Here is a 14,991-nt window from a genome sequence, read left to right as displayed (position 1 = left end):
GTGCTTGCAAAAACGCTGACGGAGAATTTACTCTTCGATAACTATATGAGCGGTCTCAAGGGGAAGAATGAAAAAAACCATGGTTTTCAGCCATGGTTTTTTTGTAAGCAATGGTAACTTGCCGTTAATTTGCCAAGGCCGCAAGGCCTGTCATGCGTATCAGGCGATGGCCGGCACGCGCGTGGCCACGCCGGTGGCAATCGCCGCTTGCGACACGGCAGGCGCGACCCAGCTGCGCAGGCGCTCGTCGAATGGCGACGGAATCAGTTGCAGCGGCGTCAGCGCGCTGCTTTCGTGGCCTGGCAGCGGTTCTTTGGCCAGTGCGGCGATGGCGCGCACGCAGGCCAGCTTCATTTCTTCGTTGATGGTGGTGGCGCCCACGTCGAGCGCGCCGCGGAAGATGTACGGGAAGCACAGCACGTTGTTGATCTGGTTCGGGTAGTCCGAGCGGCCCGTGGCGACGATGGCGTCGTCGCGCACGGCATGCACTTTTTCCGGGGCGATTTCCGGATGCGGATTGGCCAGGGCGAAGATCAAAGGCTTGGCGGCCATCGATTCGACCATCTGCGCGCTCACCACGCCGCCCTTCGAGACGCCGATGAAGATGTCGGCGCCGACCATGGCGTCGGCCAGGTCGCGGTCGCTCGTATCGTTCGCGTAGCGCGCCTTGTTCTCTTCCATGCTGGCATCGCGGCCCGGGTAGATCACGCCCTGGCTGTCGCAGACCTTCAGCAGCGACTTGTTCAGGCCCAGCGAGACGAGCAGGTCCAGGCAGGCGATCGATGCCGCGCCGGCGCCCGAGACGGCCACCTTGACGTTGCCGATATCCTTGCCCACCAGTTCCAGGCCGTTCAGGATGCCGGCCGCGACGATGATGGCCGTGCCGTGCTGATCGTCGTGGAAGACGGGAATGTTCATGCGCTTGCGCAATTGCTGTTCGATGTAGAAGCAGTCGGGCGCCTTGATGTCTTCCAGGTTGATGCCGCCGAAGGTCGGCTCCATGCGCACCACGGTGTCGATGAACAGGTCGGGATCGTTCTCGGCCAGTTCGATGTCGAACACATCGACGTCGGCGAACTGCTTGAACAGGCAAGCCTTGCCTTCCATCACCGGTTTGCTGGCCAGCGGGCCGATATCGCCCAGGCCCAGCACGGCGGTGCCGTTGGTGATCACGGCCACCAGGTTGCTGCGCGACGTGTAGGTGCCGGCCGTGCGCGGATCTTCCACGATGGCTTCGCAGGCGAAGGCCACGCCCGGCGAATACGCCAGGGTCAGGGCGCGGGCATCGCCCAGCGGTTTGGTTGGCGTGACGGAAATCTTGCCTGCACGGGGCTGTGCGTGATAGGCGAGGGCGGCTTCTTTCAGGTTGAAGGTTTCGCCGTTCTGTTCGGCGTGCTTGCTGTGGGAAGTAGACATAGGAATTCTGGGAAGGGCAACCAGGCCCGAGTGGTAAGTCCGAGCCATGGTATGCAAGCGTTTGCACGCTGTCAAGGCTGGAATGTACTTAAGAGTCTCAAAACCGCTTTGGACAACGGCTTTATTTCAATGCAAGCGTTTGCTCGGTTTTTGACGAAAAGGGGAATTTTTGCGATAAAATCACGGTATTGCGATCCGGGAAGCCCATGACAAACAAGAACCCCACCTTAAGCGACGTCGCGCGGGCCAGCGGCGTGCACTTTTCCACCGTGTCGCGCGTGATGAACCCGGCAACGCGGCAAATGGTCAGCGCCGAGGTGGCCGCGCGCGTGCTGGCCGAAGCGGGCCGCCTCGGCTACCGCCCCAACCGCGCCGCTTCCACCCTGGTCACGCGCAAGTCGCGCATCATCGGCGTGGTCTTGCCCGACATCACCAATGCTGTTTTCCCGCCGATTTTGCTGGGCATCGAAGAAGGCTTGCGCAAGCATGGCTACCTGGCCATCGTCGCCAACGTGGGCGCCGACGAGGAAGAGCAGCTGTTCGTCATCAACCGCCTGCTGGGGCAGCAGGTCGATGGCCTGATTTTGGCTACCGCACGGCGCGACGATCCCGTCATCAAGATGTGCATCGACCAGAACGTGCCGGTGGTTACCGTCAATCGCAGCGACGAGACGGGCGTCGCTTCCTGCGTCGTCAGCGACGACGTGGTCGGCATGCGCCTGGCCGTGGAACACCTGCTGGCGCTGGGCCACCGCCATATCGCGCACATCGCCGGTCCGGAAAACCTGTCCACGGGCCACGTGCGCCGCCTCGGTTTCCTGGCCGCCATCCAGGCCAGCGAACTCGATCCCTCGCAGGCGTTCGTCTTTGAAAGCAGCGGCTATTCGCGCGAATGCGGCAAGGCGGCCCTGCTGGAACTGCTGCGTCAGTCGCCGCAAACGACGGCCGTGGTGACGGGCAGCGACCTGGTTGCCCTCGGCTGCTACGACGCCATCCGCGAACTGGGCTTGAACTGCCCCGCGGATATTTCCGTGGTGGGCCACAACGACATGCCGTATATGGACATGATCCGTCCGCCCCTGACCACCATCCGCATCCGCCACCACGGCATCGGCACGGAAGCGGCCCGGCTGATCCTGCAAACCATCGCCGCGCCCGATTCCCCGGTGCTCGACGTGCGCCTGAAACCCGAACTGGTGGTGCGCGAATCGACGGCCGCGCCGCGCGCCTGACACCTTCTTGCCCTTCTTTCGTCCGAGTATGTTTAAATCTTGATATTGATAATTGTCAAGGCCGTACCATGCAGACGAGAGCAAAGCAAGCACAGCAGGGAGGCCGCTGATGCCGAAGAATTTCGGCATGCCCGGCAACGCCTGGCGCTATGCGCTGGGCAGCGACTATGGCTATTGCTCACCCTTGCTTGACTGCATAGAGTTTGAAAACGAGTGGGTCACTATCCGCGAATCGGCGATCCGCATCCGCGCCGGCTATGCCTGGGATGGCTGTTCGCCCTGTATCAGCGTGCTCGGCCTGTTTTACGTGGGGACGCCCGATGGCGCGCAGCACCTGGGCCTGCCCGCCACCTATCACGCCAGCCTCGTGCATGACGTGCTGTGCCAGTGGCGCGCCGAGATTCCCGTCACCCGCGCGCAATCGATCGCCATTTTCCACCAGTTGCTCAGGGAGGTGCGCTTCCCCTTGGCGGGACTGTATGCGGGCGCCGTCTTTCTGTTCGGGCCGCGGCGCGACTTCATGCGGCCTGGCGCGCGCATCGCAGCGGCCGCCCCGCACCCGCCAGGCGCAACATTAAAGCGGCGCTAACGCCGCCGCCGACGCGCCATGATGTTAAACTGGCGCCCCTCAACGTATTTTGCCCTCTATCGCCATGACCAAAACCAACACGCCTTCCCCGAAACGCCGCGAAGAGGGCGTCGCCAAGCTGACCGTCAATCCCTTCCTGGACGCCGAGTTTTACGCGCGCATGCGCGACTACACGGAGCGCGATGCGGCCATCATCAAGGAATTGAAAGCGATCGCCGAGATTCGCGCCGGCAACAAGCAGCCCGATCCTCGCCTGGCGCCGTCGTTGCAAGCACTGCGCGATACCGTCAAGAAAGGCTTGAGCTTTGGCGAGATGCTCGAGCGCATGGCTGCCGGCAAGGAAAAAGGCTTGTGGGAACCGTGGATGACGACCTTCGGCATCGAGATCCGCGCCGTCAACTACGGCGCCGGCCCGCGCAACGCCTGCCTGGTGCTGGACCTGGCCGCGAATGCCCCCGCGCACGCCATGTTCGCCAAGGCCGGCATCCAGAACTGGCGCAGCCTGGCCGCCGACGACTGCGCCGTCGTGCGCTCGGAAAAAGCGACGGAAACGTCGCCGCTGAAAGTGTATGCCGTGTTTTACCTGGACCCGCTGCCGGCCTGAACCAGCAGCACCACCGCCAGCACGATCAGCATCACGCCCGATAGCCGTTCCAGCAACGGCAGCGCGCGCGCAAAGCGCTGCCGCAGGGCGGTGCTGCCGATGGCCAGCGCCACGGCCATATCCCATGCCAGCACGGCAAAGATCATCCACGCGCCATACGCGACCATCGCAGCGGGGCTCGTCTGCCTGGCGGCCAGCACGGTGGCCAGGCTGACGTAGAACAGCGCATTCTTCGGATTCAGGATGGCGGACATGAATCCCATCAAAACGCCGCCGCGCCAGTTTTCCCTGGCTGCCGCCGGCGTGGCTGCCAGGCTGCTCTTGCCCGCATGGCGCAAGAACAGCCAGCCCAGGTAAAGCAGATAGGCGCATCCTGCCAACTGCACCGCCATGAACACCATACTGCCGGTCCGCAGCACCGATAGGCCTCCAAACGCCGCCGCGATAAATACGGCATTGGCCAGCGTAATGCCCACGCAAGCAGCAGTGGCGCCGCGCCATCCGTGAGCCAGCGCGCTGCGCGACACGAGGAAGAAGTCTGGGCCGGGCGACAGCAAGGCCAGGAAATGGGCGGCGGCGATCAATAGAAAATCCTGCATCAGGCGCGACTCCGTCAACAATGGGAAGACGAGTATGCGGATGTGCTGGCGATGTGTATTGAATAAAATTGCAGCTAGCGGTAGCGACCCGGCGTGATGCCCGCATGCGCCTTGAAGACGCGCTGCAGATGGCTCTGGTCGGCAAAGCCCAGCTCATGCGCCAGTTGCGCCAACGACGTTCCCGCCTGCAAGCGGCTGCGCGCGCGGTTGACGTGCGCGTTCAGCTGGTAGGCATGCGGCGTCATGCCGGTGGCGGCGCGAAAGGCGCGGATCAATTGAAAAGGGCTCAGGCCTGCCGCTTCCGCCAGTTGCCGCAGGCTGGCCGAGGGTTGCGCCTGCAGCGTTGCGAGCACGGGCGCCAGCTGCCGCGGCACCGGCCTGCGTTCCGAGGGCAGCAGGTCTGCTTCGGTGCTGGCGCAAGCGCCCAGGAACGCCAGCAGCGCCGCATTTTTTTCACCTGCGCTCGCCGTTGAAAACAGCAGTGCATGCATGGCGCAAAACTGTGCGTACAGCAGCGGGCAGTGCAACACCGTCGCCGTGTCGCCATCGAGCGCCGGCGCGTGGGCTTGCAGCCATTGCGCATCGAGATGCAGCATCTGGTAGCTCCAGACGGCGTCAGGCAGGGGATTGCAGGCGTGCACGCAGCCGGCCGGCACCAGCACCAGGCTGCCATTGCCGAGGGCCACCTTGCCGTCTTTGCTGCCCGTAAAGATGCTGCCGCCAGAATCGACGGCGCCGATGGAAAACGTGGGATGGCTGTGCGGCTTGTAGCAGGCCCGGCTGTGGCAGGCGCGCCGGCTCTCCACGTGGGGCAAGGCCGGGTCGCGCCGGAAGGCAGTGGTGCCCGGCATGGCTACATCAGGATGACGTCGTACTGCTCCTGGTGGTAGGCGTTCTCCACCTGCAGCGAGATTTTCTTGCCGATGAAGTCGCCCAGCATGGCCAGGTGCTGCGATTCTTCCTCTAAAAATAAATCGACGACTTCCTGCGAGGCGAGGATGCGGAATTCGCGCGGGTTGAACTGTTTCGCTTCGCGCAGCAGTTCGCGCAGGATTTCATAGCAGATCGTGCGCGAGGTTTTCACCTGGCCCTTGCCGGCGCAGGCGGGGCACGGTTCGCACAGGATGTGCGCCAGCGATTCGCGCGTGCGCTTGCGCGTCATTTCCACCAGGCCCAGCGGCGAGAAGTTGCTCACCGAAACCTTGGTGCGGTCGCGCGACAAGGTGCGTTTCAGTTCGGCCAGCACGGCGTTGCGGTGCTCGGCGTTGTCCATGTCGATGAAGTCGAGGATGATGATGCCGCCCAGGTTGCGCAGGCGCAACTGGCGCGCGATGGCGTGCGCCGCTTCCAGATTGGTCTTGAAGATCGTGTCGGCGAAGTTGCGCCCGCCCACAAAGCCGCCCGTGTTGACGTCGATGGTGGTCATCGCTTCCGTCTGGTCGACGATCAGGTAGCCGCCGGATTTCAAATCCACGCGGCGGCCCAGCGCGCGCAAAATCTCTTCTTCCACGCCGTACAGGTCGAACAGGGGGCGCTCGCCCGTGTAGTGCTGCAAGCGCGTCAGTTCGCTGGGCGTGTAGATTTCCGCGAATTCGCGCAGCTTGACATAGTTTTCGCGCGAATCGACCTGGATGGTGGCCGTTTCATCGCCGACGAAGTCGCGCAGCACGCGCTGCGCCAGGCTCAAGTCCTGGTGCAGCAGGCTGGTGGCGGGACGCGTGCGCGCGCCGTGCGTGATCGTGCTCCAGGTTTTTCTCAGGTAGTCGACGTCCGCCTTCAGGTCAGCGTCGGACGCGTCCTCGGCCATGGTGCGCACGATGTAGCCGCCTTTTTCATCGGGCGGCAGCAGGCTTTGCAGGCGCACGCGCAGCTGTTCGCGCTCCGCTTCCTTTTCGATTTTCTGCGAGATGCCGATGTGCTTGTCTTGCGGCAGGTACACCAGCATGCGCCCGGCGATGGAAATCTGCGTCGACAGCCGCGCGCCCTTGGTGCCGATGGGGTCCTTGATCACCTGCACCGTCAGTACCTGGCCGTCGAAGAGGATTTTTTCTATCGGTGCCGGCGTGGCGTTCTGGCCGTCGTGGCCGCGCGCTTCCCAGATGTCGGCCACGTGCAGGAAGGCGGCGCGCTCCAGGCCGATGTCGATGAAGGCCGACTGCATGCCCGGCAACACCCGCACCACTTTGCCGGAATACACATTGCCGGCCAGGCCGCGCGTGAGCGTGCGCTCGATGTGCAATTCCTGCACGGCGCCCTGCAGGATGAGGGCGACGCGCGTTTCTTGCGGCGTGATATTGATCAGGATGTCTTCGTTCATGGGGGCGCGGGAGTGGAGGCAACGAATGACATCATACCCGGGATCAGGGCAGGGGCAAACCTGCCAGCCGTAGCAACTGTGCGGTTTCGTACAGGGGCAGGCCCATGATGCCGGAATGGCTGCCTTCGATATGCTCGACGAACAGGGCGGCGCTGCCCTGGATGCCGTAGCCGCCGGCCTTGTCGTACGGTTCCGGCGTGGCGCAATACGCGGCGATGGAGGCGGGCGAGAGCACGCCGAAGCGCACTTGCGACACTTGCGTGCGCTGCTCGGCGAAATCCTTGTAGTGCACGGCGATCGAGGTCAGCACCTCGTGCGTGCGGCCCGACAGCTGCTGCAGCATGGCCACGGCCTCAAGGCGGTCGGCCGGCTTGCCGAGGATGACGCCGTCGATGGTGACGGTGGTGTCGGCCGCCAGCACGGGGCGCGGGGTCAGGTGGCGGCGGCGCACCAGGTCCCAGGCGAAGGCGGCTTTTTCATTCGACACGCGGGCGACATAGTCGAGCGCCGATTCGCCGGGAAGCACTTCCTCGGTGACGTCGGCGCCGCGCGGGCCGTCGCTGCGCAGCAGCAGCAATTCGAAATCGACGCCGATCTGGCGCAGCAGTTCGCGCCGGCGCGGGCTTTTGGATGCGAGGTAGATCTTGTGATCAGCCGTTTTCATGGGGGAGTTCAGACGCGGTGGTAGGGGTGGTTTTGCGTGATCGACCAGGCGCGATAGAGCTGCTCGGCGAGGATCACGCGCACCACGCCGTGCGGCAGGGTCATGCTGGAGATGCGCAGCATGCCTTCGGCACGCGCCTTGAGTTGCGGATCGAGGCCGTCGGCGCCGCCGATCAGGAAAGCCGTGTCGCGGCCATCCTGCTGCCACGCCATCAATTGCTGCGACAGGCCGACGCTGGTCAGGTCCTTGCCGCGTTCGTCGAGGGCGATGATGCGCACGCCCTTGGGCAGGACGGCTTCGATGCGCTCGCGTTCCAGCGCCATCGCCGTGGCGGCGGTCTTGCTGCCGGAACGCTCCACCGGCTTGATTTCTTTCAGCACGATGCGTAATTCCGGCGGCATGCGCTTCGCGTATTCCGCGAAGCCCGTCTCTATCCAGGCCGGCATTTTATGGCCGACCGCAGCGATGATGAGCTGCATCGACGCTTACGCTTCGACTTTTTTGATACGCTTGATCACGGTTTTTGCCGGTGCTGCATCGGCTGCCGGCTTGGCCGCGCGCGGGGCGCGTACTTTTTTCTCCGGCAGCGCTTTCAGCGCTTTCACAGCGGCCGCTTCGGTCTTGGTAGGCGCGACTTTCACGGTCTTGCCGACGGCTTTGGAAACGGCGGCTTTTTTCGCCGGCGGTTTCTTGGCGGCGGTGGCAGCCGTGGCTTTCTTCGCTGGCGCTTTCTTTTCAATCACGGGCGCAGCTTCCACATTGGCCTTGCTTGCCGCCAGATGGCCGCTGACCTTTTTCGGCTCGTCGCCGGCCGCTTTTTTCGGCGCGCGCTTGGCGGCGCCCAGCTTGACCGGAGTGTCGCCCCAGATTTCTTCCAGGCGGTAGTAGGCGCGGATAGGCGCTTGCATGATGTGGACGATCATGTCGCCCAGATCGACCAGCACCCATTCACCCGTGTCCTCGCCTTCCATGCCGATGATTTGGCCGCCGGCGTCCTTGACCTTGTCGCGCACCGAGGCGGCCAGCGCCTTGGTTTGACGGTTCGAGGTGCCGGAGACGATCGCGATGCGGTCGAACAGGCTGGTCAGGTGGCTCGTTTCGAAGACGGCGATGTCTTGGCCTTTGACGTCTTCAAGGGCGTCAACGACGAGGGTTTGCAGTTTTTTGATGTCCATTTAGCTTTTGTATAAATTATGTTGTTCAATATAGTCTAGCACTAGCGGGGAAACAAGCGGGTTTGCCCGATTCCCCCGTTGTAATGCCGCACGTATTTCGGTGGCGGAGATATCCACCGCGAAGTCCTGTGCCAGATAAGTCAGACCGTGCGGCGTGTTGCGGATGCTTTCCAGAGACCCCAGGCGGCGCGAAAATGCATCGGCGACCACTTGCGGTACTGCTGTGTCATTCAGCGCGAAGCCGGGGCGGGCCGCGACGCAGATATGCGCGTATTCAAATAAATGCTGCCATTCGCGCCATGTCGCGAGCCGCTGCAGCTGGTCGGCGCCCATCAGGAAAACGATGGAAGCGCGCGGTCCCAGCTCGGCGCGTACCTGGCGCAAGGTATCGATGGTGTAGCTGGCCTGGCCATGTTCGCTGCGCTCGATTTCCTGGCGGTCGATCACCACGGGCAGGGGCAGGCCGGCGAAGGCCAGGCTGGCCATCTCGGCGCGCTGCGCGCCGCTGGCGCCCAGCTTACCCTTTTGCCAGGGCGCGCCGGCCGGAATCACGCGCAGTTCATCGGCGTGCAGCAGGCTGGAAAAATGCGTGCCCAGCGCGACGTGGCCCATGTGCACCGGATCGTAGCTGCCGCCCAGCAGCGTCACGCATGCCGTACTGGTCGCAGTACTACCCGCCGTGCCAACTTCCGTCACGCCTGCAGCCAGTCGCGATGCACGAGGAAGTCAGTATACAACGCCGCTTCGGGACTGCCCGCTTCCGGGTGCCAGTCGTAGCGCCACTTGACCACGGGCGGCATCGACATCAGGATCGCCTCTGTGCGTCCGCCCGACTGCAGGCCGAACAGGGTACCGCGGTCGAAGACCAGATTGAACTCGACATAGCGTCCGCGCCGGTAGCACTGGAAATCGCGTTCGCGTTCGCCGTAGGGCGTGTCTTTGCGCCGCGCCAGGATCGGCACGTAGGCGTCGATGAAAGCGTCGCCCGCGCTGCGCAGCATGGCAAAGCTGTCGTCAAAACCCAGGGCATTGAAGTCGTCGAAGAAGATCCCGCCGGCGCCGCGCGCTTCGCGCCGGTGCTTCAGGTAGAAGTAATCGTCGCACCACTGCTTGAACTTCGGATGCAGTTCCGCGCCAAACGGCGCCAGCGCATCATGGCACACCTGATGGAAGTGCTTCACGTCGCCCGCGTCGCCGTAATACGGCGTCAAGTCCATGCCGCCGCCGAACCACCATACGGCTTCGCCATCGGTATTCACGGTGCTGAAAAAGCGCACGTTCATGTGCACCGTGGGCGCGTAGGGATTGCGCGGATGCAGCACCAGCGACACGCCCATTGCTTCCCATGCCTTGCCGCCCAGTTCAGGGCGCGCGGCCGCGGCCGATGGCGGCAGTGCTGCGCCGGTGACGTGCGAAAAATTCACGCCGCCCCGCTCGAACACATTGCCTTCCTCGATCAGCCGCGAAATGCCGCCGCCGCCCTCGGGGCGCTGCCAGGCATCGGTCAGGAAGGGCTTGCCGTCCTGCGCTTCGAGCGCGTGCACGATACGGCTTTGCAAATCGAGCAAATAAGCCTTGACGGCCGAAGGAGAGGGAGTTGACGACATCGCGTGGGCCGACGAGGCCGAAATAAAAAAGTAAGGACGGATTGTACCCTGTTACGCGTTTTTGTGATAGGGCGGCGCTGGCGCTGTGGTTTTGCGGCTGGCCGCGCGCACCGTCCGCGGCCAGCACCTTCTACAGCACGCGCAATTGCTGCAGCACAGGCAGTGCGTCCCGCATGAATTCCTCGATGGCGGCGTTGAGCAGCTGCTGATGCGCGGCCTCGTCTGCGCATGCAGCGCCATCCTTGAGCAGGCGGCGCCCGCACTGCGCCATGGCGGTGGCCGCCTGCGCCTGCAGGGTGACCAGGTCCGGCTGCTCGCGCTCCTGGCTCAGCAGCGAAAACAGCAGCCGGTCGATGAATTCCGTGTCGATACCGCTGCCTGTCAATGGCGAGCACAGGATGCGGTAGTCGTCGCCGTAGCGCAGCTGCGCGCCGGTGGCCCGGTTCAGGCGGTGCGCGGCCGCGTCGCCATTGTCGCCCTGCGCCTCATTTGGAAAATACATCACGACCTGGCTGCCGGTGACCAGCATGGCCGCCACCTCCGCCAGGCTTTGCACGCTCTGTCCGGGCAAGGAAGGCAGTGCGGCCAATTCGGCCAGGCTATGCGGGCCGTTCGCCAGCGCGTCGCAGACGGCGCCGTAGACCTGCTCGTTGCCTGTCACGACGCCGGCCTTGGTCTGGAAGGTAAAAGTCATTTTTGCGCGCGGCACCAGCATGGCCAGGTGTACGTCGGCGTAACATTCGGCCTGGCGCACCGTCCCCATGCGCCGCGCGCCGCGTACCAGCACATCCTTGCGGAAGCTGGTGTCGAGAAAATAATCCTTCATCGTTTCGCGCATGGCCGCGTCGGGCAGCAAGTCGATGGTGGCTTGCTGGCCGGCGTTCAGATACAGCTCGGGAAAGGCAAAAGGCAGGTCGGACGAGCCGGCAAAATCGAGCTTGGCGCGCGCCACATCGCGCATCACGTCGGCGTGGTACAGCGGTTCCCAGTTCTGGTTCAGGTATTCATGCACGCTGTAATGGGGATCGCTGTTGATGAGCGCATTGAGGCGCGGCGCGAGTGCGGGATTGGCCGTGATGTAGCCGGCCTGCAGGTTCTGCAACTGCTGCACATAGGCGATGCCAGCCTGCATCTGCAAGTCGCTGCGGCCGGGGAAGCTGGCGGCAAACTCCAGCAGCAGGCGTTGCAGGGGCAGGGCGGAACTCCATCCAGGCATGGCGTTATAGCTGAGTGAAACGATACCGCCCGGTTTCAGATAGCGTGCAATGAAGTCGACGATATGCTGGCGGTTCTCCCGGTTGACCCAAGTGTAGATGCCGTGCAAGGTAATGAAGTCGAACTGCGGCAGATCGGGCACGCGGCCCTGGGCCAATTCTTCAAAGCTGTTTTCCAGCAGGGTCAGATTGCCCAACTGTGCCTTTGCCGCCAGGGCGCGTGCGCCGGCGACATGGGCCGGATTGAAATCGTTGCCGTAGAACTGGCCGTTGGGGTTGGCTGCGGCCAGTACGTTGAGCGTCTGGCCGCGCCCGAAGCCCAGTTCAAAGTAGGTGTAGGGTTGATCCAGGGGCACTGGTTCGATGCCGTTGAGGATGCAGCTGAAATTGAGGTGATGCGGACTCAGGTCGCTGTAAAAACCGTTGGTGTACTCGATATCCGACACGTATCCTTCATTCCAGGCCATGGCTTCCCCGCATTGGTGGCAAAACGGCAGTATGCCATCATGGCCGCCGGCGCGGGAAGTGCGCCGTGCATTAGCGTGCCGGCGGCGCAGCGTTCTCCTGCACCACAGTGATGGACAGGTCCGGCCCGCCGGGCACGCGCGCACTCTCCACGGCCTGCGCGGCGCGCTGCTGCAGATCGGGCCGCTCGGTGCCTTGCCCGGCGACGGGGACGGCGGGGGCGGACGGCTGCCTCGAGACGATGGTGCGGACCGCAAAGGCCAGCACCAGCAGTAGCAGCGCGGCCATCACCCACGTGCCCGGGCGGGCATAGGCGGGGCGGGCCTGCCGCGCGGCGGCGTCGACGATGAGACAGGCCAGTTCCGAGCCGCGCTGGCGTGTGCGCAGGCGCAGCGCCTCGAATTGTTGCGCCGTCAGGGTGCCTTGCCGGAGCATGTCGCGCAGGGCGGCGACCGGCGAGGCGAGCAGGCGGTCCGCCGGCAAGCTGGCGTGCGCGGCATCGCGTTGCCACTGGTCGAGCAGGTCTTCGTCGTACAGGGTGTCGATGGCCTGGCGGTTGACCAGCGTTAGCGTGTCGGCGGCCAGTTGCTGACGCTCGAGCAGGGCCGCGCCGTCATGCTGGCGCGGCAGGTCGCGCACGCGCCGCAGGAAGTCGTCCTGCGGCAGCAGGTCGGTGCGCAGCAGCCATGCCAGGGTGTCGGCGAGACCTGCGCCGGCGGCCAGTCGTGGCATGTCGACATCGTCCTCGTCGGGCTGGGCGAGGATGTCCAGTTCGTCCATCGCCTCGCCGAGTTCCTGGGGCGTGATCATGCCGAGCCGGCGCAGTTCGGCGAGGGAGGGATGGGAGCGTGTGGTCATGGGCTGTAATTTTGTCAGGAAGGCAAAATCTTAGCGCAGATGCCGGTTTCCCGGCGCGCCTATGCACACGGGGCCGGGACGGATAATCTCCGCGCCGGCCCCGCCGTTCGCCGCCAGGGGCGTGCTTAGTGCTTCAAACCGCGCCAGCCGATGTCGCGGCGGTACTGCGCGCCGTCGAAATGGATTTTTTCCACGGTCTCATACGCCTGCTTCTGCGCCATCTTGATGCTGTCGCCCAGGCCCACCACGCACAGCACGCGCCCGCCGTTGGTGACCAGGCGTTCGCCGTCGATGCGGGTGCCCGCATGGAAGGTGACGGAGTCCGCCGTTTCGGCCGGGATGTCGCCGATCGGCGTGCCCTTGACGGGATCGTCCGGGTAGCCGGCGGCGGCCATGACGACGCCGACGGCCGTGCGGCGGTCCCATTCCAGTTCCACGGCGTCGAGCGTGCCGTTGACAGCGTGTTCCATGACGGTGACCAGGTCGGTCTTCAGGCGCGCCATGATGGGCTGCGTTTCCGGGTCGCCCATGCGGCAGTTGAATTCCAGCGTCTTCGGCGTGCCCTTGTCGTCGATCATCAGGCCTGCGTACAGGAAGCCCGTGAACGTGATGCCGTCCTTGGCCATGCCCTGGATGGTCGGCACGATGATTTCGCGCATGACGCGCGCATGCATGGCCGGCGTGACGATGGGGGCCGGCGAATACGCGCCCATGCCGCCCGTGTTCGGGCCCTGGTCGTGGTCCTTCAGGCGCTTGTGGTCCTGGCTGGTGGCCAGCGGCAGGATGTTCTTGCCGTCGCACATGACGATGAAGCTCGCTTCTTCGCCGGCGAGGAATTCCTCGATGACGATGCGCGCGCCGGCGTCGCCGAACTGGTTATCGGACAGCATCATGTCGACCGCCTGGTGCGCTTCTTCCAGGCTCATGGCAACGACCACGCCCTTGCCGGCGGCCAGGCCGTCGGCCTTGATGACGATCGGCGCGCCCATGGCGTCGATGTAGGCGTGCGCGGGAGCGATGTCGGAGAAGGTCTGGTAGGCGGCCGTCGGGATGCCGTGGCGCTGCATGAAGGCCTTGGCGAAGTCCTTCGACGATTCCAGCTGCGCCGCTTCCTTGGTCGGGCCGAAGATCTTCAGGCCGCGCGAGCGGAACAGGTTGACGATACCGGCCGCCAGCGGCACTTCCGGGCCGACGACGGTCAGGCCGATGTGTTCCTGCTGAACGAAGTCGGCCAGCAATTGCGGGTCGCTGATGTCGAGATTGACCAGGCGCGCATCGCGCGCGGTGCCGCCGTTGCCCGGAGCGACATACACCATCTGTATGCGTTCGGACTGGGCCAGTTTCCAGGCCAGGGCGTGTTCGCGGCCGCCAGAGCCGACTACCAGAATTTTCATAGGGACCGTTCGTTCAGTGTGGGTTGCAGGGCGGCGGTGCCGCCCTTGTGTGCAGAGTGATTAATTCTCAATGAGGGCGTTGGTGAACACTTCCTGGACGTCGTCCAGCAGTTCCAGCGCATCGATCAGCTTTTGCATCTTGATGGCGTCGTCGCCCGCATACACGGTTTCCGTCGCCGGCTTCATGATGACTTCGGCCACTTCGGCCTTGAAGCCGGCCGCTTCCAGCGCTTCCTTGACGGCGGCGAAATCGTGTACGGGGGTCAGCACTTCGAAGCCGCCTTCCTCGTCGGCGATGACGTCTTCGGCGCCCGCTTCCAGGGCCGCTTCCATCAGCTTGTCTTCGTCGGTGCCCGGCGCGAACAGCAGCTGGCCGCAGTGCTGGAACATGAAGGCGACGGAGCCTTCGTTGCCCATGTTGCCGCCATTCTTGTTGAAGGCGTTGCGCACTTCGGCCACCGTGCGCACGCGGTTGTCGGTCATGCATTCGACGATGACGGCCGCGCCGCCCACGCCGTAGCCTTCGTAGCGCACTTCCTCGTAGTTGGCGCCGTCGACGCCGCCGCTGCCGCGGTTGATCGCGCGCTGGACGTTGTCTTTCGGCATATTGGCGTCAGCCGCCTTGTCGACGGCCAGGCGCAGGCGCGGATTGGCCGCGATATCGGCGCCGCCCATGCGGGCCGCGACCGTGATTTCCTTGATCAGGCGCGTCCAGATTTTGCCGCGCTTGGCATCGGTGGCAGCCTTTTTATGCTTGATATTGGCCCATTTGCTATGTCCTGCCATGTCGAATCTTCCTTAGACGGGTGTTCAATTGTGGCCGACATTTTAGCATATCGGCCCCCTGCGAAGCGGCA

At 64.1% G+C, this 14,991-nt stretch carries 15 protein-coding genes and 1 pseudogene; 3 read left to right on the top strand and 13 right to left on the bottom strand.

Features of this window, described 5'->3' with window-relative positions; genetic code table 11:
* Positions 1-177 precede the first annotated feature (177 nt).
* Positions 178-1,416: pseudogene (locus tag AC07VH_RS20660) on the bottom strand (malic enzyme-like NAD(P)-binding protein); the annotation flags it as partial.
* 206 nt (positions 1,417-1,622) lie between these two features.
* Here AC07VH_RS20660 and AC07VH_RS20655 point away from each other — a divergent pair.
* The 3 genes from AC07VH_RS20655 (at position 1,623) to AC07VH_RS20645 (ending at position 3,841) form a co-directional block, all read left to right on the top strand.
* Entirely contained in the window at positions 1,623-2,648 is a 1,026-nt protein-coding gene (locus AC07VH_RS20655; protein ID WP_494787839.1) for a LacI family DNA-binding transcriptional regulator, read from the top strand.
* Between the two features lie 109 nt (positions 2,649-2,757).
* Positions 2,758-3,237: a hypothetical protein gene (locus AC07VH_RS20650; protein WP_494787838.1), complete on the top strand. Its 480-nt coding sequence runs from the start codon at positions 2,758-2,760 to the stop codon at positions 3,235-3,237.
* A 64-nt stretch (positions 3,238-3,301) separates the two neighbouring features.
* A complete protein-coding gene (locus AC07VH_RS20645; protein WP_475416635.1) occupies positions 3,302-3,841 on the top strand; it encodes a hypothetical protein in 540 nt (179 codons plus the stop codon).
* Here AC07VH_RS20645 and AC07VH_RS20640 read toward each other — a convergent pair.
* The 12 genes from AC07VH_RS20640 to AC07VH_RS20585 form a co-directional block, all read right to left on the bottom strand.
* A complete protein-coding gene (locus AC07VH_RS20640) occupies positions 3,817-4,440 on the bottom strand; it encodes a LysE family translocator (protein WP_494787837.1) in 624 nt (207 codons plus the stop codon). The genes AC07VH_RS20645 and AC07VH_RS20640 overlap by 25 nt on opposite strands.
* Before the next feature lie 74 nt (positions 4,441-4,514).
* On the bottom strand, positions 4,515-5,291 hold the full coding sequence (locus AC07VH_RS20635; RefSeq protein WP_494787836.1) for an AraC family transcriptional regulator: 777 nt from the start codon (positions 5,289-5,291) through the stop codon (positions 4,515-4,517).
* Between the two features lie 2 nt (positions 5,292-5,293).
* Positions 5,294-6,757, bottom strand: a complete 1,464-nt coding sequence (gene rng, locus AC07VH_RS20630; protein ID WP_034747098.1) for a ribonuclease G — start codon at positions 6,755-6,757, stop codon at positions 5,294-5,296.
* 43 nt (positions 6,758-6,800) lie between these two features.
* Positions 6,801-7,421: a Maf family protein gene (locus tag AC07VH_RS20625; RefSeq protein WP_494787835.1), complete on the bottom strand. Its 621-nt coding sequence runs from the start codon at positions 7,419-7,421 to the stop codon at positions 6,801-6,803.
* An 8-nt stretch (positions 7,422-7,429) separates the two neighbouring features.
* A complete protein-coding gene (rlmH, locus tag AC07VH_RS20620; RefSeq protein ID WP_034747108.1) occupies positions 7,430-7,900 on the bottom strand; it encodes a 23S rRNA (pseudouridine(1915)-N(3))-methyltransferase RlmH in 471 nt (156 codons plus the stop codon).
* Positions 7,901-7,906: 6 nt separating this feature from the next.
* Positions 7,907-8,596 (bottom strand): ribosome silencing factor, encoded by a 690-nt coding sequence (gene rsfS, locus AC07VH_RS20615; RefSeq protein ID WP_494787834.1) that lies wholly within the window; start codon positions 8,594-8,596, stop codon positions 7,907-7,909.
* Positions 8,597-9,292, bottom strand: coding sequence for a nicotinate (nicotinamide) nucleotide adenylyltransferase (gene nadD, locus AC07VH_RS20610; protein ID WP_494787833.1), 696 nt, complete (start codon positions 9,290-9,292; stop codon positions 8,597-8,599). It lies immediately after the preceding gene.
* Positions 9,289-10,203 carry an oxygen-dependent coproporphyrinogen oxidase gene (hemF, locus tag AC07VH_RS20605; protein ID WP_494787832.1) on the bottom strand — a complete coding sequence of 305 codons (915 nt, stop codon included), beginning with the start codon at positions 10,201-10,203 and terminating at the stop codon, positions 9,289-9,291. The genes nadD and hemF overlap by 4 nt, the downstream gene beginning before the upstream one ends.
* A gap of 130 nt (positions 10,204-10,333) precedes the next feature.
* Positions 10,334-11,884, bottom strand: coding sequence for a class I SAM-dependent methyltransferase (locus AC07VH_RS20600; RefSeq protein ID WP_494787831.1), 1,551 nt, complete (start codon positions 11,882-11,884; stop codon positions 10,334-10,336).
* A gap of 70 nt (positions 11,885-11,954) precedes the next feature.
* Entirely contained in the window at positions 11,955-12,740 is a 786-nt protein-coding gene (locus AC07VH_RS20595; RefSeq protein WP_494787830.1) for a hypothetical protein, read from the bottom strand.
* Between the two features lie 125 nt (positions 12,741-12,865).
* Positions 12,866-14,134, bottom strand: a complete 1,269-nt coding sequence (gene purD / locus AC07VH_RS20590; RefSeq protein ID WP_494787829.1) for a phosphoribosylamine--glycine ligase — start codon at positions 14,132-14,134, stop codon at positions 12,866-12,868.
* Positions 14,135-14,194: 60 nt separating this feature from the next.
* Positions 14,195-14,920 carry a YebC/PmpR family DNA-binding transcriptional regulator gene (locus AC07VH_RS20585; protein ID WP_152281593.1) on the bottom strand — a complete coding sequence of 242 codons (726 nt, stop codon included), beginning with the start codon at positions 14,918-14,920 and terminating at the stop codon, positions 14,195-14,197.
* Between the last annotated feature and the right edge of the window lie 71 nt (positions 14,921-14,991).

Source organism: Janthinobacterium sp. GW821-FHT03C10 (genome assembly GCF_059420865.1).
This window is presented reverse-complemented; position numbering and strand designations above follow the sequence as displayed.